Here is a 20,458-nt window from a genome sequence, read left to right on the forward strand (position 1 = left end):
CCTTTGGCTAGGAAAGTGAAGCGCTTGGCTTACTTGGTATCGAAACTGAACGTGCCATTGCCGTTCAGGAATTCCAGATCGAGCTCGCCGCTGGACTTGTTTACCAGGGATTGCGCGCCATTTTTCTTTTCCTGCTCGGTCAGGGCGCGCGCCAGATTGGCAACGCCGATCAGATGCTGCATAGACAGCAGTTGCATGTAGGCAATCGCCAATGCACCCGAACGTTGCAGCGCCTGCAGCGCGGAGCCGCCCAACTGGTTCAACGCCTCTTCATCGATGCGCAGCAGACCCTGGATGGTCTTTTCCTTGCCGTCTTCGGTCTGCACCTTGATGGGCCAGGGCTGAAGCAGCTTGTGGTCGGCCAGCGACTGACAAAGAAGTTGAGTCAGCTTGCGGTTTTGCTCGACATGGTTCAAAAAGCTCAGAATATTCTTGGTTGTCTGCGTGGGCTGGCCCTCGCCGTCAAACAAGGCCTCGCCTTCAGCTTTATTGAGCATCTGGCTATCTTCATCGAAGCAAAGCGCGAGTTTTCCGTTTTGATCCGGCAACAGCGCAAAAGGATAAGTCCGGTAAATCGCGGGAATATAGTTGCCCAGCCATTTGCCATTAGGTGCCACGCGCAGATTCTTGCCCGGTTCAAAGCCTTGCACCGCCATGGGTGCAAAAGACTCGCCGATTTGCACGAAGGCAATCGGCAACTGTGTGCAGGCCTTGGCCATCTCTTGCTGCACCAGCGGGGCAAGTGCCTCGCTGCTGGCAAAGGCATAGCTGTTGTTGCCCTTGAGGCGCTGACCCGCATGGGCTTTCTTGTTAAGGGCTTGATAGGTAGACATGTGCAATCTTGTAAACGGTTGGGCAAAACGCAAGACACTCTCTCCGACGTACGGGATATCGCATTGAGCGCCCGAACACGGCATCAGCGTCGCCATTGATTTTGCGGCCCTTGTGGCTCATATCTGCGTTCTTTACAGACTGAATCGCAAAAAAGGAAACCCCCACCCCGTTGCCGGAATGGGGGTTTGTGAGTCAGAGGCATCTGCTAGCAGATGCCAGACGACTTAGCTTCAGATGATGAAGGTAGCGTCGTTGGTGAAGGCTTGCGTCGAACCGAAGTCCAGCACGCCGATCAGCTGAACGGTGTCACCGGCACCGCCGAGGGCGCCAGCTTCGGTCCATTCTTGAACGGTGTACGAACCGGGGTTGGTAGAGCTTTCGATCAGCGTGATGTACTTGTCGCCCAGAGCAACAGGAGCAGCACCTTCGAACAGCGCACCACCCGAGTACACGCCAGCAACGCTCACCGAGCCACCCACGTATACAGCAACAGCGCCGTAGCTGCTGAAGTCGATGAAGTCACCGTTGCCGGTCACAGTTGTCGTCACCGCCGAGAAGTCAGTAGCAACTGCGTCAGCTGGGTTACCAGGCAACACTGCGACGAAGGTCACGACGGAGCCGTTTGCTGTAGCAGTCCAGTTAGTAGAGGTGAAGCCGTCAAACGCCGCAGCAATGCTTGCAGGAGTAGCACCAGCAGCCACGTTCACCGTCACGCCGTCAAAAGTGTAAGCGGTAGCACCGGCCTCAGGAGTGAAGACAGCTTCGAACTCTTCTTGAACAGCGACGTCACCTTGGACAGTAACGTCGATAGCAACGTTTGCAGCAGCAGGTGCGCCAACGACAGGAGGAGCGATCGTAGCCGTGAAGTTCACGATCGAATCGGTACCATTGCCGTAGCCGGTGTACACCAGAGTGTCGTTGCTTGCCAGGCCAGTGCCCAGAACCAGAACGTCGTTACCCAGACCACCAGTGATGGTGTTATCGGACGTGTGGGTGCTGATGCTGCCTTCAACATCGGTGCCACCGCTCGTTGCCAGCTGCTTCAGGTAAGTCGTGTTAGCGACGTTATTGAAAGCATCTGCAGCAACTGCGTTGGTAGCAACGCTGGCGTTGCTAATACCATACCAGGTGTTCAGTTGAGCCAGCTCACCAGACGTCAGCGTCGTAGGAGCAACCAACGACAAGCCCAGGTCAGCAGCCGTCAGAGGCGCGCCGTCGATCAGCGAAGTGATCACCAGGGTGTTGGCAGGACCGTCTTCAGCAACCAGCAGCTTGTTCAGGACAGCGTTGTCGTTGATGGCCTTCTTGATGGCTTGGTTGATCGACAGATCGGTGATCACGCCATTGCGGTCAGCGATCACAGCTTGTGCTTCGAAGCCCTTGAACGTAACGCGTGCTTCGCCCTTGAACAAGTTGTACGAATTGTTTGCGCTGGACTGGATGTCAGCCAGGTCAACTTGACCCAAGGTTGCGTTCAGCACCCAGGCAGCCTTGCCACCCGTGTTGTCAGCGTAAACAGTGTCGTCACCCGAACCAGCGTCGATGATGACATTGCCCGAACCAGGGGTACGGATGATGTCATTGCCTTCGCCAGCGTTGATACGCAGGTTGGCGTTCAGAACCTGGTTGACATACCAGTTGCTGGTACCACCGGCAGAGCTAGCAGCTTGGTCGGAATTGCCTTGCACAACGGTCAGGATGATTTCGTCGTTGCCTGCGCCGCCGACGAGGTTCACGCTGAAGTCTTCACGAGTAGCCGTGCCATTGAATGCGAAGTTCTCAGCAGTCACTTGCAGATCGATGGTGTCGTTGCCGGTACCGCCGGTGTAAACAAAGGCTGCGTTGTCGGCAGCGGCTTCAGCAGGCGACTGGTCCTTCAGATCCAAGTACTTGGCCACAACTTCGCTGGTCAGCGCAGCTTGCAGGCTCAGGTCGCCCTTGAAGCCCGATGCGTCGAACGTCTGCACGTCCTTCAGCGAGTTGACATAGCTACCATCAGGAGTGGACGTGTTGTCGTTGCCGATGGTCAGATTGGCGAAAGTGCCGGTCTGAGCAGCGTCGGTCTTGACAGTCACAACCTTCAGCTGGTTGTTGGTAGAACGCAGTTCGGACAGCGAGCTGGACTTGTCTGCATTGCCCTTGACGGTCACGTAGAACTCGTTGATGCCGTTGGTGGTCTTGGCAACCGTGGTGTTGGTTGTGTCCCAGATATTGTCGTCGTCAGCCTTGTTCATGCTGCCGATCACCAACGCACCGCCGTCACCGGCCAGGCCAACCTTTTCCAGTTCGACATTGATGCCCAGCTTGGAGCCTTCCAGGGGAGGCGTAGCGTCGGCGATTTCGTAACGGTTGTTGTTAGGCACGGTGGCTTGACCGGCACGTGCAACTTCCAGATCGGTCGAATCGACGTACAGGGTGTTGGCAACGCCGTTGGTCTGGCCGTCGGCCGTCAGGCGGATGGCAGTACCTTCACGCAGTTCCAGGGTGACTGGGTTCACGTCGGTCGTGAACTGGCGGCCGAAGCTGGCTTGCACGCTTTGCAGAGCAGCGTTTTCGGGGTGGTCTGCCTTCAGGGCAACCAGACCGGCGGTCACTGCATCCAGGAAGTCCTGGTACGTGTTGATTTCGTCACCAGCGCCGGTGGCGTCTTCGCCCAGGTAGGCAGCCAGGTTGTACTCAACGCCGTTCAGCGTGAAGTTCAGGGTACGGAAGAACACGCCGGTCAGTGGGTTTTCGCCATTGGACGCGTCGTAGTTGTCTTCGTTCATCGCCAGGAAGTCGACGGTGGCCGTGCCCAGGGTGGTTTCGGGAGTCAGGTAATCCTGATCGAACAGCACCTTGAAGTTGGATTCGTCCCAAGCCGAGTCAGCATTGCCGGTGTACGACATGTTGACCGTCAGGTCGGACAGCTGAGCCGAACCCTTGGTGGTCAGGTTCATGATCGTCAGGCTGGCGTCGGAGTAGTTCGACGAGATGGTCTTCACGCCGACCATGTCCTTGGCGTTGACATAGACCTGGTCTTTGCCATTGTCTTGTGCATTGACGTCAGCCAGAACAGCTTGCAGCTTGATGTATTCAATGCTGTTGGTTTCAGGCTGGATAGGCTGGCTGATCGAGCCGCCAACGAACGAGCCGTTGGTGATCTTGGCGTCGAGCGTGTCGAAACCAGCGCCGCCTTCGAGGATGTCGCCCGAACCCAGCGTGTTGACCTGTTGGCCCAGAGCGTTTTGCGAAACGTTGGCCTTGAAGGTGTCGTCTGCGCCGCTGCCGGCCAGGTTGTCTTGACCAACGGTCAGGATGATGTTGGAGTTGCCGGGAACGCCTTCACCCGTTTGGGTCGTGCCGTTGGCAGGGTTCGTGGAGTAGTTGTAAGCAGCCAGAACTTCTGCGTTCCATGCCTTGGCAGCGTTGCCGAAGGTCACGTCGTTTTCCAGACCGGAGATGATCTGGCCGAATTGCAGGGCGATGATGCCGATGTTTTGCGTGCCGTGGAAGGCGATGTAGTCCGTGCCAGCAGCCAGCAGGATGTCATACGACTCTGCGGGGATGGTCGTGGCGCTGATGCCGACGTTGGCCAGGATCATTTCAGCCAGTTCGGCAGGAGTCTTGCCCACAGCGTAGGAAGCGCCCAGCTGGCCAGCGAAAGCGTATTCCGACGAAGCGGACACGCCAGCGTTGGAAACCTGGTTCAGGTACACATTGTGTGCTGGCGAAGAATTGGACAACGCGCGGTTGACAATGCTGACAGCAGCTTGTGCGCCAAAAATTGGGAGAGCCATTTGGTTTTCCTTGGAGGACTGTTGAAAAAAAACTCGTTACATACAGGGCAGGCACCTGAGCGCCCTATCCATACAAATTTGTCCAATGTTTGTTTGCCTGCCCCGACCAAAAACTATGCTCGGCAAGCCACTGATCCAAATCTGCGCCCATCTTAGGATTGGTCGAGACAATTAATTGGTGATCCGGATCACACGTTTTCGCAGTGCGTTGACCTGCGGCTTTTAAGCAACGCCGTCACCATTGCGTGCGCAGCGCCATATAGGCGCCCTTGTTGCGCTGCTGGAAAAGCACCAGATTGGCGCGCTGGCGCTGCCATTCGAGGCCCAGAGCCAGCTGCCAGACCTGCGCGCCCGCTTCCGTCAGAGGAAAGCTGTATTCGGCGCGCAGCGCCTGACGGCTGATGCGGCGGCGCGAAGCGTCCTCCAGCAGGGGACTGTAACCCGTTGTGTCGGTTTGTAAGTATACCTCTCCATCGACCAGCCACTGGTCGCGTGGACGCAGACCCTGCCCCACCGCAACCAGGCGCAGCATGGCTTGCTGCTGCGGGCCGCCCGCGCGTTCGGACTGGTCCGGGCGGTCCTCGCCCAAGCGCAGGCTGGCCTGCAGAAACTGCATTCCCAGCGGCCAGGCATTGCCGCCGCGCGCCTCGCAGGTGTGCTGCACCAGCGCGCCTACATAGCGGCCCGACAGAATGCGGTTGTCCAGCAGGCTGCGCTGCTGCAGCTCCATGCCGGTGCGCAGCGCGCAGTTGTCGCGCCCCCACTGCAGCCCGCCTGCAAGCCCCGCGGTGCGAAAGCGGGTGCCGACATCGCTGCTGAAGGCCGCGAGGTTGCCGCTCACATAGTGCGAGGCCGCGGAATACTCGGCCAGCCCCTGCACCTGGCGCAGGCCCGCCTGCGCCTGCGAGCGCAGGCCTTCGCGCGCGCCCAGGCTCGCGGAGAGCAGCCAGGGGCCGTTGCGCGCGGTCCAGCCCAGGTCGGTGCGCGCATAGTTGCCCGGCTGGCGCGCATAGCTCGCATCCAGCGGCAGCTGCACGATCTGTCCCTGTATGGTCAGCGCCAGGCTCGAAAGGTCGGGCGTGCCCAGCAGATTGGTGTCATGGCCCAGCTTGGCGACTACATAGCCGCGGTGGCGCCAGCCTTGCGGCGCTTCGGGCGGGTTGGTCCAGCGCGCGACCTCCTGCGTCAGCGTGGCGCGCAGCGGCGCGGGCAGCATGGGCTCCTGCAGCAGGCTTTGCATCAGCTGGATGGAAGCCATGCCGTCACCGCTGCCCGCTAGCGCAATTGCATAATCCATCTGCACGCGCAAGGGCTCGGCATCGAGCATCAGCGAGCGCTCGAGGTAGTCGACGGCCTCGGCGTAGCGGCCGGTCTGGTTCAGCGCCCAGCCCACCCAGGCCAGCCAGGCGCTGTCTTGCTGGCATTCGGACAGCTTGCGCAGCTCCTGCGGCAGCACGCCGCGCAGTTGTTCGGGAGTGGTCGCGGCCCGGGCCTGGGCCGCGGGCGCGCAGGCTTGGGGCTGGGCGGCCAGCGCCGAGCCTGCGCCGGCCCAGAGCAGGAGTGCGCCAACCAATGCCCGCGTGGGCAGCATGCGGCGCTGCTTAATTTTCATGCACCGAGTCGTTGTCCGACTCTTCGGGAGTCAGAGGATAGGCGCAGATGTGGTGCGGCACGCGCATGCCGTCGAGCATGAACGTGCCCATGGGCTCGAGGCGCGACGCCCCGACCTGGGCGGCCATGCCCTCGCCCACCAGGATGGGATGGGAAAGATCCATGGTCATGGCCACCAGGCGGTTGGCAATGGTCACGGTGTTGCCCAGCACCATGTGCGTGCGGCGGCTGGCGCGGCCGAACGAACCCACCATCGCGGGACCGCACTCCAGGCCTATGCCCAGCGCCAACGGCTCGAGACCGGCGGGTGCGGGGTCGGGCAGCACGCCTTTCATGCCCGCGCTCAGCCGCACCGCGGCGCGCAGTGCGCTTTGCGCATGCGAAGGATTGCCGGCTGCGCCGTCATACCAGACGGCGAGCACGGCGTCGCCCTGGAACGCTTCAATCACCCCGCCTTCGGCTTCGACGATATCGGTGGCGCGCGAGAAGAACGCATGCAGCACGGCCGCAGCTTCCTCGGGGGGCCGGCCTTCGCAATAGGCAGAGAAGTTGCGGATATCGGCAAACATCACGCTGACCTGGCGGATCGAGGCCTTGATGGCGCTCGAAGGCGGCTGCAGCGCGAGCGCCGCGGCCACGGGCTGGGGCAGATAGCTCGAGAGATGCGAATACAGGCGATCACGGTCCTTGCGGCTGCGCGCATGCTCGAGCCCGGCCCACAGCAGCGCCCCGCCCAGCACGGCGACCGCGGCAGGCAGCCATGCCACCCAGAGATTGCCGCACAGCAGCAGCACCGCATGGGTCAGCAGCAGCAGCACGATCCAGCCCGCGGCGGCCAGGGGCAGCCATTGGGCGGAAAAAACCGAACGCCGACCCGGGCTCGCCTGCGGCGCGCTGCGGCGGCGCAGCTGCAGCGCGGTGAGCAGGCACATTCCCAGCAGCACGGCGCAGGACTGCAGCAGCAGATGGCCCTTGGGCGTGTAAGGGACGCGGCCATCCATCGCGGCGAGCATCAGTTGGGCATGGGCCTGCATGCCTGCGGCGGCGCTGCTGAAAGGCGTGGCAATGCGGTCATTGAGCCCGAACGCGCTGCTGCCCACGAGCACCCAGGCGTTGTTCAGCAGATTGGGCGGCACGCGATCGGCGAGGATGTCCGCGGCCGAGATGCTCACGAAGCTGTCGGGCGCGAGGCGCCAGGGAAGGCGCACATCGCCGTTGGCCTGCAGCGGCACCGGCGGGAAGCCGCCCTGCGCGCCCTGCAGCAACCATTGCGGGTCCAGCCAGCCGCTACCGCGCACCAGCGCGAGCTTGTCTTCACCTCCGGCCTGCATGAGGGCGGCCAGCGCCAGCGCGCCGTAGGCGCGGCCGGCGAAGCACAGCACCGCGGGCTGGTAGCGCACGATGCCGTCGTTCGACAGGCGCGGCGTGATGTGGCCGACCATGGCGCCGGCCTCGGTCAATTCCTGATGATTGCCCAGATAGCCGCTCGCAGTCTCGAAGGGCGCGGGGCACGAAGGCCAGTCCAGCGCGCCAGCCAGCTGCCCGCCCTGGATGTCGTCACCCTGACCGGGAAGCGCGAAGATTTGCGAAAGTATGGGCTTGCTCTGCTCGATCTGCGCCTTGAGCACCGAAACGCCGTGGCGTTCGTCGGCAAATACGATGTCCCAGATTTGCTGGTCGGCACCGCGCTCGGAGAGCTTTTGCATCAGCTGCGCGGTGCGCTCGCGCTCCCAGGGCCAGGCACCGAGCTCCTTGAGGCTCAACTCGTCAATGTCCACGAGCACCAGGCGGCGCTCTTCGGCATGCACTCCCCCCACACGCCACACGAGATCGGTGGCGCGCTCCTGCAACGGCTGCACCCAGGCCGCGCCCCAGATGGCGAGCAGCGCCCAAAGGCAAAGCGCGAACAACCAGGCCAGCACCGGAATCAGTGGCCGCAAAAACTTCGCTTGCTTCATCACACTTCAACTGTCCATGACACATTGAACTGCTGTGGTCCATCGCACGGGCGACGACAGCCGCTCAGGGAATGCTTCATTTCAGCGTCCCCACACGGTAATGCCCTGCAATGTCCCCGAAGGTATGCCTTTTTGGAAGAGATAGCCAGCTTCGCGACCATCGGCGCTCAGGCCGCCCTGCACTATGCTGTTGCCGCCGACCGACCGCATCAGGCCGGTGCTTGAAATGGTGCCGGACGCCTGGATCACATCCTTGCCCAGTTGCGCACCCTGTACATCCAGACGTGTGGAGAAGGTGCTGTTGTCGAAGTTCACGCCCAGGCTTGCGGCAGTGACGCTCACATGCTCGAGCGTAGTGGCCAGGCCGTTGCGCAGAACGCTCGCGGAGGCGCCTTCCAGGCGGAATTGCGCCGAGCCCGAACCCGGGGCAAAGGCAATGGGCTTGCCGTCTTCGAGCGGTCGCAGCAGCGCATACGAGCCGTTGCTGGCCAGGCGCTCGGAAGCCTGGAGCATGGCGACACTGATTTCCTTGCTGAATGTGTCACCCGTGAGCAGTTGGCCGTACGTATAGCGGCCCCAGCTGAGGGTCTTGGGCGGCGGCGGCTCCGTAGGCAGCGTAGGGACCGTGGGCACCGTGGGCACCGTGGGCTCCTGCGGCTGGGTAGGCTTGAGCGTATTGACCGCGGCGGCTACCTGCTCTTCGGTCAGGGGCTTGTCTGTAGAGGCCACCAGCACGGCCGTGCCTACGTTCTGCGTCTGCCGCTCGGCCAGCGTAACAGCCTGCTGGGGCAGCGAGGCCACGGTCAGATCGGTCGACGGCACGATGCGTGGAGCGGTCTGCAGGCGGCCGAGCTCGACCACCTGACCTTTCATGTCTTCGGACAGCAGGCGACCGTCCTGGCACGGGCCCAGGCCCGCGCCGCAGGCGCCGAGCAAGGGCGCCACGGAGATGGCCCCCGTGAACACCGAGGCCGAGGTCAGATCGGACGTGGCCTTGACCAGGAAGTCGGTGCCCTTGACACCGATCGCCGCGACCGGCGTGTTCAGGCGGAAGCGATGGCGCGCGGCCGCACCCCACTCTCCGGTGATGGAGCGCACGACGCCTTCCTCTAGCTTGAACTTGATCGCGCTGGCCTGGGTATCGGTTTCCGAATAGCCGTAGCTGTCGATCTGCAGCCGGCTGGAGGGGCGCACGCTGACTCTTCCGCCATCGACGAAGCGCAGGTGCACATGGCCGCCCAGCTCGGTCTGCACCGTATCGCCGACGCGCACTTCGAAGCCGCGCGTCATGGCCGAAGCGCTGCCGTCGGCATGCACGACGCTGACCTGACCTATGACCATAGTCGCCTGGGCGACAAGAGGCTGCACTGTGAGCGCGTGCGCAGCTGCGCCACCGGCCAGCATTGCCCCGATCACCGAACACCGGAATATCCTGCTCATCGTCATAGTGCGCACCCCAACATAATTGACAGTAGTATTGCCGAGCAGTGATGGAAACGTCTGTGCGCCCGGTCACACAAAAAGTCACATCCACGGAATATCGAACCGTACGCCCTCACCGGCTCACCTCATATAGTGTTTCAATAGGACAAGCGGGTGCTGGGCTGCCATTCTGCGCGCATCCTAGGTTGGGTATGCAGCATATTGACACACTTTCACGCTGGTTTTCATCGGTCCCCGTGGCACGCGCTTCCATGCAGTGGTTCACAAGGCATTGCAATGCTCCTGAGGCATTTTGGCGGTTACCGAGGGTGGTGGCCTGCATCTGATTGATACACTCTCGGCCTATGCCCGTTTCGGTTCAACTCCTGACACAGTTCCCTTTGCTGCAGTCGCTGACACGTGAGGAGCTGGAAAAGCTTTCAAGCCGAATGAACTTGCGTTCGTTTGCACGTCGGGCCATGGTGCTGTCCAAGGATGCGAGCGTGTTCGAGCTGGGCTTTCTGGTCGATGGCCGTCTTCAAGGCCTGGACTTCACCGTGGACGGGCGCAGCGTGGGCCTGTACTTCGTCGATCCCGGAGATTATTTTGGCGAACTGACAGTGGTCGACGGCCAACCGCCGGCGGAGTTCGTCGTGGCCGCCATGAAGTCCACCGTGGCCTTTCTTGATGCCGACACCGTGCGCGAAGTGATTCTGAGCCACCAGGAAGCGGCCAAGGCGGTGATGCAGAAGCTGGCCAGGCGCATACGCGAAGTCACGGCGCAGCGCACGCTGCTGAGCCTGCCCAACCCGTTTCAGCGGCTTTGCGTTCTGCTCTTACAATTGCCGTCCAGCCAGCTCAAGGACCAGCGGGTGGTCGAGCAGATTCCGACCCATCAGGAGTTGGCGATCATGATCAATGCCAGCCGCGAGACCGTCACACGGGCTTTCCAGCTGCTGTTCACCCAGCGCATACTGGTGCGCGATGGGAACTCCTTGATCATCATCGACCCCGTGGTCATCAAGGACATTGCCGAGGGCCGCATGCCCCCGCCCAAAGCCTGACCCCTGAGCCACCCTGAACCTTGAAAAAGCTTACTTCCTATTTCTTTCCTCTCGGCCACTCGGATCTGATCCTTCAATTCGCCCGCCGCGACATTGAAGCCAAATACCGCCAGTCCTGGCTCGGGATGGCCTGGCTGCTGCTCGCGCCACTGCTGATGCTGACCATCTACACCCTGGTGTTCCGGCATATCTTCCAGGTGCGCTGGGCGCCGCCCGAAGAAGGCAATCTGGCTTTCGCGCTGCGGCTATACACGGGCCTGTTGATCTTCAATTTCTTTGCCGAATGCGTCAATCGCGCTCCCAGCCTGATGCTGGAGCAGCCACACCTGATCAAGAAAGTGGTTTTCCCGCTGGAAATACTCCCCTGGGCGACGGTGCTTTCGGCCTGCGTGCAATTGCTGATCGGCGCCGCGATCCTGCTGGTGCTGCATCTGATCGGCCTGGGCAACATTCCGCTGTCGGCACTGGCCTTGCCGCTGGTCTGGCTGCCGCTGCTGCCGCTGTGCCTGGGCCTGACCTGGCTGCTCAGCGCCGTAGGCCTTTTCATCCGCGACATAGGCCAGATCGTGAGCCTGACCATGAGCGCGCTGGTGTTCATCAGCCCGGTGTTCTTTCCCGTCGAAGTCCTGCCCGCCAAGGTGCAGGAGTGGATGTGGCTCAACCCGCTGGCGCCCATCATGACGCAGACGCGCACCGTGCTGCTGCAAGGCCAGTGGCCCGACTGGGGCCAGTTCGGGCTGAGCCTGGCCGTCTGCACGCTGATTGCCGCTGTGGGCGCGGTGGTGTTCAAACGCCTGCGCGAGGGATTCTCCGATGTCATCTGATCTCGCCATCGACGCCAGCGGCCTGTCCAAGCGCTATCCGCTGTACAACAATCCTTCCGACCGGCTGATGAGCCTGCTGTGGGGCCGCAAGCAGACCCAGCAGCAATCGTTCTGGGCCTTGCAGGACGTGAACCTGCAGGTCGCGCGCGGCGAGGTCGTGGGCCTGGTCGGGCGCAACGGCGCGGGCAAGTCCACGCTGCTGCAGCTGCTGTGCGGCACGATTCCCGCGTCTTCGGGAGCGCTGCGCGTGCAGGGCCGGGTCGCGGCCTTGCTCGAGCTGGGCGCGGGCTTCAACCCCGACTTCACGGGCATCGAGAACATCTTCATGAACGGCGCCATCCTGGGCATGAAGCGCCAGGAAATAGAGCAGCGGCTCGACGAAATCGTCGAGTTCGCCGACATCGGCGACTTCATCCACAAGCCGGTCAAGACCTATTCGAGCGGAATGTACGTGCGGCTGGCGTTCGCCGTGGCGACCAGCACCGACCCCGACATTCTGATCATCGACGAGGCGCTGTCGGTGGGCGACGGCGCGTTCGCGCGCAAGTCGTTCGACCGCATCATGCGCCTGAAGGAAGCCGGCAAGACGATCTTCTTCTGCTCGCATTCGATGTACCAGGTGGAGGCGCTGTGCGCGCGTGCGATCTGGATGGAAAAAGGCCGCATCAAGATGGATGGCAATGCGGCCGACGTCACCAGCGCCTACGCCACCAGCCTCAACGCACCGACCACGCCCGCGGCCGTGCAGGAAGCGGCACCCATGGCCAGCGGCACGGGCCGCATCGTCAAGGCCGTGGCACGCACCGGCGTGCAGGAAGGCAGCGAAGTGCATCTGGTTTCGGGGCAGTCCGATCTGGCCATCGACATTTCCTTTGAAATCGACCCGCATCTGCCCGCGCCGGGCGTGGCCGTCGGCATTTCCGACGCGAACGGCACCACCGTGACCAGCGCCATTTCCGTCAACGACGGCATCGTCATTCCCGTGGATGCCCAGGGCAAGGGTCAGGCCAGCATCCTGTTCAGGCAGTTTCCGCTGCTCAAGGGCACCTACTGGGTCACCTGCTTCCTGTCATCGGAGGATGGCCTGCACCCTTACGACCAGGTGCTGCATTGCCTGCGGCTCAATGTGCGCCAGGAAGGCACGGAGCAAGGCTTTGTGAGCCTGCCGCGCGACTGGGTGACCACCCCGCCGCAAGCGCCCCGCTGACCGACCATGCACAAAGATCTCCAGATTGCAGGCCAGCCCCTCGAGTTGCGCGACATGGTCCCAGCCCACAGGGACGATGTGCTCAAACTGCACCACCAGATTTTCAGCAGCGGCCTGCAAGGCGACTGGTTCGAATGGAAGTACGTCCGGGGCCAGGGCGAAGGCGTGGGCATCTGGAATGAACGCCAGGAACTGATCGCCTATTGCGGCGGCTTTCCACGGCGCATGCTGCAGCAGGGCCAGGCGACGAATTTCCTGCAGATCGGCGACCTGATGGTCAGCCCCGAATGGCGCGGCGTGTTCACGCGCAAGAACCCGTTCTTCTATGCCTGCGAGCATATGTACACGACGCGCCTGGGCAGCGACCGCCCCTACAAGGTCGGCTTCGGCTTCGCGCATGCGCGTTCCACGCGGCTGCATGTCAAGCAGGGATTGGGCCGCGACGGCGGCGCCGTGCCGTTCCTGCAGTGGCAGGTCGCGCAGCGCCAGCCCCTTCCCGCCTGGCTATGGCGTGTCGAGCCGCTGGCCGCCGATGCGCCGCACCTGCGCGCCACGGTAGACCGGACCTGGCAGGCCATGCGCCGTGATACGCGGGACTACACGATAGGCATACGTGACGCTGATTACCTGTCATGGCGCTTCATCCAGCGTCCGGACAAGGCGTACCGGCTGTACACGCTGCGGCGCATATGGGATCTGCAGCCGCTGGGCGTGATCGTGCTGTCCCAGCCGTCGCATCCCGGCGAAGCCGTGCAATGGCTCGATTGGGTCGGGCCCGCGCGCCATCTGGCGCATGCCTGCCTGGCCGCGCTGCGCGTCGCGGCCGAGGAAGGCGCACCGACGATGACGACCTGGGCCAGCGCCAGCGTGAGCGAACGGCTGGCCGGCACCGCGCCCGAGTTTCTTCCCCATATCGCCAACATCAGCATTCGCGCTCCCGCGGACATGCCCGCGCAGGCGCCCGATCTGAAGCTGTGGCTGATGGCAGGGGATACCGACTTCCTCTAGCCTTGATGGCTGCAGCGGCGCACGGCAGCCGTTGCACGGCGTCCTCACACCCTTTCCATGAACACCATGTCCAGGCCTTCCCACCTTCCATCCATTGCCGTCGTCACGAGCGTGAGCCGCATCGATGTGCTGCAGCAGCGCTTGGCACAGTCCGAGTGCATGCAGCGCGGCGGCCTGCCCTGGTCGGCCTGCTTCAACAGCCCGTCCGCAGCCGCGGCTTTCAACCCGGCGATGGACGCCCAGGCGGCGCAAGGCAGCGACTGGCTGGTCTGGGTGCACCAGGATGTGCATTTCCCGCCGGGCTGGGACCAGCTTTTCCGCCGGGCGCTGGGCGAGGCCTGCGCGCAGTGGCCCACGCTGGCCGTGGCCGGCCTGTATGGCGTGCGCGGCGTGGGAGAACAGAGCGTGCGCGCCGGCCATGTGCTGGACCGCGGCCAGTTGCTCAAGGAACCCGCGGCCCTGCCCTGCCTGGTCGACAGCCTCGACGAGTTGCTGGTCGCCGTGCGCGTGGATTCGGGCCTGCGCATGGACCCGGCCATGGGTTTTGACTTCTATGCGACCGACCTGGTGCTGCAGGCGCAGGCAGCGGGCATGTGCGCCGCCGCGCTGGACGCGTATTGCGAGCATTGGTCCGACACGCCCGCGCAGGGCGAGATGCCGCCCGGCCTGATCGAGCGCGTGAAAAACAACGGCCATGCCTTCGAGCAGAAGTGGGCCCACCGCCTGCCGATCAAGACCCCCTGCTTCGACATCCACCGCCCGGGCGATATCGCCGCGCTGGCGGCCAGCATGAGCACACCGTGAAGCCCTACCAATGGAAAGCGGCCCGCTGGCTGCACCACCTGGACTTCGCGCATGCGCTGCCGATGATGGCGCGCCTGCCTCTCGGACTCGGCTATACGCTGGCCCAATGGCGCGGCGCGCTCAATGGAGCGACCGGACGCGACTGGCGCTCGATGGCCCTGGGCTTCCGGCACATCTGGAAGCAAAGCCGCACGGCCTATCAGGAACTCGCTCCCGAGGCGTCCGAGAAACAGCTCGACCACTGGCGCAGCCAGCGTTTTGTGTCCGAAGCCATGGACGAGTTCGAGGCCCGCCTGCTGGCCGCGGGCCGGGGCCTGGAGCTGACCTGCGAGTTCGATCCGCCCGACGCGCTCGACCTGTGCCGCAACCGCGGCCGCGGGCTGATCATGCTGACTGCGCATTTCGAGAGCTTTTTCCTCGGCACCAGCTTTCTCGCGCGCTGCGGCGAAAGCGTCAACATCATGACGTCCGCGGTGACCCAGGATCCGCGCGTCGACAAGGCCGTGCGTGAGCACTTCAGCGCCAAGTACCAGGACATGGAGCAGTACCTCAACGGCGGCAAGGTCGTGGAAATGGAAGCCGGCCTGCGCCCGTTCTACGACATGCTCAAGCGCCGCGAGATCCTGATGATGCTGGGCGATGCGCCCGTGCTGCCCAACGGCGCATCCATGACGGTGCGGTTTCTGGGCGGCACCAGAACGATTGCCGGCGGCTGCCTGCGGCTGGCGCAGCGCACGGACAGCGACATCGGCGGCTTCATCTGCGTGCCGGTGCGCAAGGGGCATTACAGGATGGTGTTCTGCCCTCCCGGCCCCGCCCATGACCCGCAGACCATAGAGCGCATCTACGATTTCTTCACGCAGCAGATCATGGCCAATCCAGGCGGCTGGTGGGCCAGTGACCTGCTGCCCGCCATGCCCAAAATTGCTGAGCCGAGGACAGAAACATGATTGCCGTCGTCATTCCGTGCTATCGCGTCACCCGGCACATTCTGGGCGTGATCGCGGCCATAGGCCCCGAGGTTGCGCGCATCTATGTCGTCGATGACGCCTGCCCCGAAGGCAGCGGCCGCCTGGTGCAGGAAAGCTGCACCGATCCACGCGTGCATATTCTTTGGCATACAGAAAACCAGGGCGTGGGCGGGGCCGTGAAGACCGGCTACAGGCAGGCCGCCGAAGAAGGCATGGACATCGTCGTGAAGATCGATGGCGACGGCCAGATGGATCCGAAGCTGATTGCCCAGTTCGTCAAACCCATTTTGAATGGGGACGCGGACTACACCAAAGGCAACCGGTTCTACAACCTGGAGAAGATCCGCAACATGCCGGGCGTTCGGCTGTTCGGCAATGCGATGCTGTCCATGGTGGCGAAATTTTCCACCGGCTACTGGAACCTATTCGATGTCACCAATGGATATACCGCCATCCATGTCAAGCTGATCAACCATCTGCCGCTGCAGAAAATCAGCAACCGCTATTTTTTCGAGACCGATATGCTGTTCCGGCTGAACATCATTCGTGCCTGCGTCATGGACATCCCCATGAACGCGGTATATGCCGATGAAAAAAGCAATCTGAAAATCAAGGATATTTTCCTGGAGTTCACGGCAAAGCACATCAAGAACTCCGTGAAGAGAATCTTCTACAACTACTTCCTGCGCGACATGACGGCGGCATCGCTCGAACTGCTGCTGGGAATTCTCTTTTTCGGCTTCGGCATCTGCTATGGACTCACGCAGTGGGCGCATACGCTTTCCACGGGAACGCTGGCGCCTTCGGGCACCGTGATGCTCGCGGCCCTGCCGACCATCATGGGCCTGCAGATGCTACTGGCCTTCGTGACCTTCGACGTCTCCAACGTGCCGTCGCGCGCGATTCAGCAGAATCTGTGACCGCGCGCGATTCAGCGCGGTTGAACAAGCGGCAAGAAAAACCACCATGAGTCTGCAATCCATCATTCTTGCAATATTGACCGTGATCGGCCTGTCCACAGGCCAGATTCTTTTCAAGCTCGCGGCGCAGAATCTCCACGGCGACGGCTCCATCGTGATGCTGGCCTTGAGAAACACGCACCTGTGGATTGCACTGGTCGTCTACGGCATCTCCACGCTGTTCTGGATATTGCTGCTGCGCCAGGTTCCGCTCAAGCTCGCCTACCCTTTCGTGGGCTGCGCCTTCTTCATCGTGCCCGTGCTCGCGCACTTCTTTCTGGGTGAAAGCATCAGCTGGCACAGCTTCGTCGGAGCGGTTCTGATTGCATCGGGAATCTACGTGTCCCTGCTGGGCAGCAACGCATGAGAATGTTTGACTCCCGCTTTTTCATCAAATACCTCATCATTCTCCTGCTGGCTGTCGGTGGCTCGTATTTCATCCCGCCCATGCAGTCCCCGGATGAGAACCAGCATATCGCCAAGGCCTATCTGGTTGCGCAAGGCGACTGGCTGCTGACCACTGCGCCGGGAAAGATGTCGGGCGGCTACGTGGATGACGGGCTGCGCGATTTCATCCAGGGACACATGCAGCTTTCCGGCCGCCCGGACTTCCGGCTGTCGCCGCAGGAAAAGCAGAGGCTCAGGAGTCTTGCCTGGAGCGGCGCAGAAAACCGGTCCTTCATGGAAATTCCGGGAACCGGCTTCTATCTGCCCTTGATCTATCTGCCGCATGCGATGGCGATCAAGGCCGGAGAACTGGCCCAGCTATCCATTCACCACACCTATTACCTGGCGCGAATTTTCGTCATGGCGATCGCCATCGCCCTGATGCTGGTCGCTTTCTCGCTGCACAGCCCTGGCACACTGGCGCTGGGTATCCTGTTGCTGCCCATGGGCGTCTTTCAACTGCTTTCGCCCACGCTGGACGGCATCACCACCAGCCTGAGCCTGGTGGCCGTGAGCCTGTTCTTCGCCTTCCAGTCAAAGCCCCAGCGCCCCGCAACGTTCTATCTGCTGGCCTGCCTGCTGGTACTGATCGCGACCACGCGGATTCATCTGGCGCCGCTTTTGCTGCTGCTGTTCATCATTGGATGGCAGCAGAAGAATCGCAAATACCTGGGCCTGGGTCTTTTCGCCTCCTGCTTCACGCTGTTCTGGATCGTCTTTTCCATCAAAACCACCGTGGACAACAGAATTCCGCGCGATATCTCGTCGCTGGAAGCACTGCGGTATTACGTTATCCACCCTGTGGACTTCGCCCAGGTATTGTTCAATACCGTCACCAACAGCGAAATGATGAACTTCTACTTTCAGTCGTTCATCGGGAAACTGGGCTGGCTTGATACCAACCTGACCCTGTGGCATTACTCGGTCTTCGGTACATGCCTGATACTGTTTGCGCTGCTGAACGCATTTGCACCGTTCAACAAGGCAAACCACGCCATCGCACGATCTTCGCTGGCGGCCACGGCGCTGCTGTCGGTGCTGGCCATCTTTACCGCACTGCTCATTTCCTGGACGCCGCATCCCGCAACCATCGTGCACGGTATTCAGGGAAGATATTTCATTGTTCCTTTCCTGCTGCTGGCCTATGCGTTGCACGGCCTGTTCGACGTCCGGTCGCGCGCTTTGTCGTTGGCCGCTCAATTACTGCTGGGCGCATTCTTCGCGTTCAGCGCCTTCTCGCTGCTGAGCACGCTTCAGAGCCGATATTCCATCTTTTGATTCCATGATAGCCAGCATCATCGTCAACTATTTCGGCCACCGCCTCGTCCAGTCAGCCGCCGAGAGCCTGCTGCGCGACAGCCCCGGCATGGAAGTCATCGTTGTCGACAACAGCGTGAATGCAGATGAAAACCGGCGGTTGCGCCAGGTGCTGGACCCGCGCGTCAAGGTCATCACCAATGCCGGCAACACCGGCTTCGGCGCGGCCTGCAATACAGGCATTGCGAGCACGCAGGCGGAATTCATCATGCTGCTCAACCCCGACACCCAGGTGCTGCCGGGCTGCATGGCAAAGCTTCAGGCCGCCCTCGAGCGCATGCCTGAGCTGGCCGCCGTCAGTCCCGCCCAGCTGTGGGAGTCCTCGGGCCGCTTCCGCCTGCCTCCGGCCTGGCTGCCGACAGGAATCGAGATGTGGTGCATAGAGCAGGCATGGCGCAGCCACGCGGTCGCGGCAAGGATGTCGAACGCCTACCGCAATCTGGCCTTGCGCGTATGGCAGCCGGGCAGCGCGCAAGTCGTTGCCCAGCGCGCGCTTTCGGGCGGAGCGATGCTGCTGCGCCGCTCGGCAGCGCTGCAGGACGGCGGCGTGTTCGATCCGGCGTTTTTCATGTACTACGAGGATTCGGATCTGTGCTGGCGCCTCCAACGTGCGGGCTGGCAGCTGGGTATGGTGACCGATGCCTATGTGCTGCATGAATGGGAGCACACGTCGGCCAAGGTGGATTTCATGGAGAAATCCAAGCAGATCTATATCGACAAGCATTTCGCCGGGCGTGGCGCATGGCAGCAAAGAATGGCGCGCGGCATGCAGCGCCCTGCGCTGGCCGCGCCCCTGGCTTGCCAGGAACATGACAAGGCCTGCCCGGTGCTTGATGTGCCGGCTGCATGGCAAGGCGGCTGGCTGCTCGAGCTGAGCCCATCGGCCTTGCTCATTCCCGCGGTGGGCTGGCTGGGCAGCGGCCCCCAGGCCGAGATCCCCGCCCATCTGATCGCGCGCCTGGGCACAGGACCGCTCTATGCGCGCATCGGGCCCGACCGGCCTGTGACACGCACGCCGCTGCCGGTGTTCCGGCTGGCCTGACGCTTACCTGAACCAGCGGCGCAAGGCCCGCAGCGGGGCCGTGACGCGCCATGAAGTGGAGGCATGCAGTGTCTCGATCACCTGCAAGGTCTGCGTCAATTGCTGCTCATGCGCGCGCTGCTGCTGCTGCAAGGCTTCCTCCGACGCCAGCACCTGCTGCTGCAGCAGCTGAATTTCACGCTGTAGCCGCATATGTTCCTGCCGCTGCAACTCGCTTTCGCGCGCCTGCTGCTGCATTTGCTGCTGCATTTGCTGCTGCATTTGCTGCTGATATCGCAGGATTTCCTGCTGATGCTGCTGGCTTTCCTGCTCCTGCTGCTGCTCTCGCCGCTCGCGCTGCAGTTCCAGCTGGGCGCTGTGCTCCTTCTGCGCCAGCAATGCCTGCTGCAGGTCTTCGGCATGGACGCTGGCGCTTTGCAACGCGGACTCGACCCAGCGGTCCAGGTACTGCACGGCAAGATTGCGGCTCGCCGGTGCGGGGTCGGTGCCGCTGTCCATCGCGGCCATGTCGTCGGCCGACAGATAGTGAAACGCCTCCGCATAGCGCACTTCGCGCGGCAAGGTATAGGTTCTGTACGAGTTCAAGCCCTTGACGTGACGTATGTAGTCCTGCTGCTGCAGCTGCGAGGCAAAGCTCTGCATGGCCTGCTCTTTTATCGCCCAGACGGAGGTGATGTCGAGCAGCAGATTGGTCTTCAAGGGGCTGCCTATCTCATAAAGCATCAGTCCCACATCGGCCTGCGCCCTGCGCCGCCACTGGTTGACGGCCGCCGCAGCAGCGCGTGCGCAAGCCTGGTGATCGGGGTGGATTTCCCAGGGCGATGGCGCAATCACCAACTGGGGCTGGTGCTGCTCGAGCAGAGTCACCATATGCGCGATCAGGCTGCTCTCCTTGAGCAGCGCGCGGTCCTGGTAAGTGCCAAATGAGCTGTCGATGCCCGCGCCCAGATGGGCCAGCGCCCGGCGTGACTCCTCATGGCGCGTGACGCGGATCTGCTCGCGCTGCGCATCCGGCGCATAGCCGCCACCATCCGTGAGTATGTGCACATGCACCGGCACGGCCTGCCGGGCATACAGCGCCACGGCGCCGCCGCAACCGAATATCTCGTCGTCGGGATGGGGCGCCAACACCAGCACCTTGCGCGCAGCAGGCAGCGCGCCCGGCTGGGTGGGGGCAAACCAGGTCTCCATTTCGTCTCCTCGCTATGCGG

General features: G+C 62.4%; 16 protein-coding genes. 10 read left to right on the plus strand and 6 right to left on the minus strand.

Annotation, left to right across the window (positions count from 1 at the left end; all coding sequences use genetic code 11):
• Window positions 1–29: 29 nt before the first annotated feature.
• The 5 genes from ACSVDO_RS18670 to ACSVDO_RS18690 all read right to left on the minus strand — a co-directional run bounded on the left by ACSVDO_RS18670 (window position 30) and on the right by ACSVDO_RS18690 (window position 9,550).
• Entirely contained in the window at window positions 30–833 is an 804-nt protein-coding gene (locus ACSVDO_RS18670; RefSeq protein ID WP_489593958.1) for a SapC family protein, read from the minus strand.
• 231 nt (window positions 834–1,064) lie between these two features.
• A complete protein-coding gene (locus tag ACSVDO_RS18675) occupies window positions 1,065–4,613 on the minus strand; it encodes a beta strand repeat-containing protein (protein ID WP_489593959.1) in 3,549 nt (1,182 codons plus the stop codon).
• Window positions 4,614–4,848: 235 nt separating this feature from the next.
• A complete protein-coding gene (locus tag ACSVDO_RS18680; protein ID WP_489593961.1) occupies window positions 4,849–6,225 on the minus strand; it encodes a tetratricopeptide repeat protein in 1,377 nt (458 codons plus the stop codon).
• The gene (locus ACSVDO_RS18685) at window positions 6,215–8,182 is read right to left on the minus strand and encodes a CHASE2 domain-containing protein (protein WP_489593963.1); all 1,968 of its coding nucleotides are present in this window, start codon (window positions 8,180–8,182) and stop codon (window positions 6,215–6,217) included. Before ACSVDO_RS18685 ends, ACSVDO_RS18680 begins: the two co-directional genes overlap by 11 nt.
• Window positions 8,183–8,263: 81 nt before the next feature.
• Complete coding sequence (locus ACSVDO_RS18690) at window positions 8,264–9,550, minus strand: FecR family protein (protein WP_489593965.1); 1,287 nt, start codon at window positions 9,548–9,550, stop codon at window positions 8,264–8,266.
• Window positions 9,551–10,059: 509 nt separating this feature from the next.
• Here ACSVDO_RS18690 and ACSVDO_RS18695 point away from each other — a divergent pair.
• Genes ACSVDO_RS18695 through ACSVDO_RS18740 form a run of 10 tightly spaced genes read left to right on the plus strand, consistent with a single transcriptional unit; the run spans window position 10,060 to window position 19,247 of the window.
• Window positions 10,060–10,668, plus strand: coding sequence for a Crp/Fnr family transcriptional regulator (locus ACSVDO_RS18695; RefSeq protein WP_489593967.1), 609 nt, complete (start codon window positions 10,060–10,062; stop codon window positions 10,666–10,668).
• Between the two features lie 20 nt (window positions 10,669–10,688).
• Window positions 10,689–11,492, plus strand: coding sequence for an ABC transporter permease (locus ACSVDO_RS18700; protein WP_489593970.1), 804 nt, complete (start codon window positions 10,689–10,691; stop codon window positions 11,490–11,492).
• Window positions 11,482–12,699, plus strand: coding sequence for an ABC transporter ATP-binding protein (locus tag ACSVDO_RS18705; protein ID WP_489593972.1), 1,218 nt, complete (start codon window positions 11,482–11,484; stop codon window positions 12,697–12,699). The genes ACSVDO_RS18700 and ACSVDO_RS18705 overlap by 11 nt, the downstream gene beginning before the upstream one ends.
• Before the next feature lie 6 nt (window positions 12,700–12,705).
• Window positions 12,706–13,707 carry a GNAT family protein gene (locus ACSVDO_RS18710; RefSeq protein WP_489593974.1) on the plus strand — a complete coding sequence of 334 codons (1,002 nt, stop codon included), beginning with the start codon at window positions 12,706–12,708 and terminating at the stop codon, window positions 13,705–13,707.
• A gap of 57 nt (window positions 13,708–13,764) precedes the next feature.
• Window positions 13,765–14,511 carry a hypothetical protein gene (locus ACSVDO_RS18715; RefSeq protein ID WP_332549651.1) on the plus strand — a complete coding sequence of 249 codons (747 nt, stop codon included), beginning with the start codon at window positions 13,765–13,767 and terminating at the stop codon, window positions 14,509–14,511.
• Window positions 14,508–15,461 (plus strand): LpxL/LpxP family acyltransferase, encoded by a 954-nt coding sequence (locus ACSVDO_RS18720; protein ID WP_489593976.1) that lies wholly within the window; start codon window positions 14,508–14,510, stop codon window positions 15,459–15,461. Before ACSVDO_RS18715 ends, ACSVDO_RS18720 begins: the two co-directional genes overlap by 4 nt.
• Window positions 15,458–16,402 carry a glycosyltransferase family 2 protein gene (locus ACSVDO_RS18725; RefSeq protein WP_489593978.1) on the plus strand — a complete coding sequence of 315 codons (945 nt, stop codon included), beginning with the start codon at window positions 15,458–15,460 and terminating at the stop codon, window positions 16,400–16,402. The genes ACSVDO_RS18720 and ACSVDO_RS18725 overlap by 4 nt, the downstream gene beginning before the upstream one ends.
• Before the next feature lie 46 nt (window positions 16,403–16,448).
• A complete protein-coding gene (locus ACSVDO_RS18730) occupies window positions 16,449–16,808 on the plus strand; it encodes a DMT family transporter (RefSeq protein WP_489593979.1) in 360 nt (119 codons plus the stop codon).
• 2 nt (window positions 16,809–16,810) lie between these two features.
• Window positions 16,811–18,166, plus strand: coding sequence for a DUF2142 domain-containing protein (locus tag ACSVDO_RS18735; protein WP_489593980.1), 1,356 nt, complete (start codon window positions 16,811–16,813; stop codon window positions 18,164–18,166).
• A gap of 4 nt (window positions 18,167–18,170) precedes the next feature.
• The gene (locus ACSVDO_RS18740; RefSeq protein ID WP_489593982.1) at window positions 18,171–19,247 is read left to right on the plus strand and encodes a glycosyltransferase family 2 protein; all 1,077 of its coding nucleotides are present in this window, start codon (window positions 18,171–18,173) and stop codon (window positions 19,245–19,247) included.
• Between the two features lie 3 nt (window positions 19,248–19,250).
• Here the strand turns inward: ACSVDO_RS18740 and ACSVDO_RS18745 are convergent, their stop codons facing one another.
• Window positions 19,251–20,438 (minus strand): PIG-L deacetylase family protein, encoded by a 1,188-nt coding sequence (locus ACSVDO_RS18745; protein ID WP_489593983.1) that lies wholly within the window; start codon window positions 20,436–20,438, stop codon window positions 19,251–19,253.
• Between the last annotated feature and the right edge of the window lie 20 nt (window positions 20,439–20,458).

The sequence above is a fragment of the Comamonas sp. DB36 genome (assembly GCF_057914905.1).

Coding starts and splice junctions, on each gene's coding strand:
- ACSVDO_RS18740 (WP_489593982.1), top strand. CDS start 18,171: ATGATAGCCAGCATCATCGTCAACTATTTCGGCCACCGCCTCGTCCAG.
- ACSVDO_RS18710 (WP_489593974.1), top strand. CDS start 12,706: ATGCACAAAGATCTCCAGATTGCAGGCCAGCCCCTCGAGTTGCGCGAC.
- ACSVDO_RS18730 (WP_489593979.1), top strand. CDS start 16,449: ATGAGTCTGCAATCCATCATTCTTGCAATATTGACCGTGATCGGCCTG.
- ACSVDO_RS18680 (WP_489593961.1), bottom strand. CDS start 6,225: ATGAAAATTAAGCAGCGCCGCATGCTGCCCACGCGGGCATTGGTTGGC.
- ACSVDO_RS18675 (WP_489593959.1), bottom strand. CDS start 4,613: ATGGCTCTCCCAATTTTTGGCGCACAAGCTGCTGTCAGCATTGTCAAC.
- ACSVDO_RS18715 (WP_332549651.1), top strand. CDS start 13,765: ATGAACACCATGTCCAGGCCTTCCCACCTTCCATCCATTGCCGTCGTC.
- ACSVDO_RS18705 (WP_489593972.1), top strand. CDS start 11,482: ATGTCATCTGATCTCGCCATCGACGCCAGCGGCCTGTCCAAGCGCTAT.
- ACSVDO_RS18670 (WP_489593958.1), bottom strand. CDS start 833: ATGTCTACCTATCAAGCCCTTAACAAGAAAGCCCATGCGGGTCAGCGC.
- ACSVDO_RS18735 (WP_489593980.1), top strand. CDS start 16,811: ATGTTTGACTCCCGCTTTTTCATCAAATACCTCATCATTCTCCTGCTG.
- ACSVDO_RS18745 (WP_489593983.1), bottom strand. CDS start 20,438: ATGGAGACCTGGTTTGCCCCCACCCAGCCGGGCGCGCTGCCTGCTGCG.
- ACSVDO_RS18725 (WP_489593978.1), top strand. CDS start 15,458: ATGATTGCCGTCGTCATTCCGTGCTATCGCGTCACCCGGCACATTCTG.
- ACSVDO_RS18685 (WP_489593963.1), bottom strand. CDS start 8,182: ATGAAGCAAGCGAAGTTTTTGCGGCCACTGATTCCGGTGCTGGCCTGG.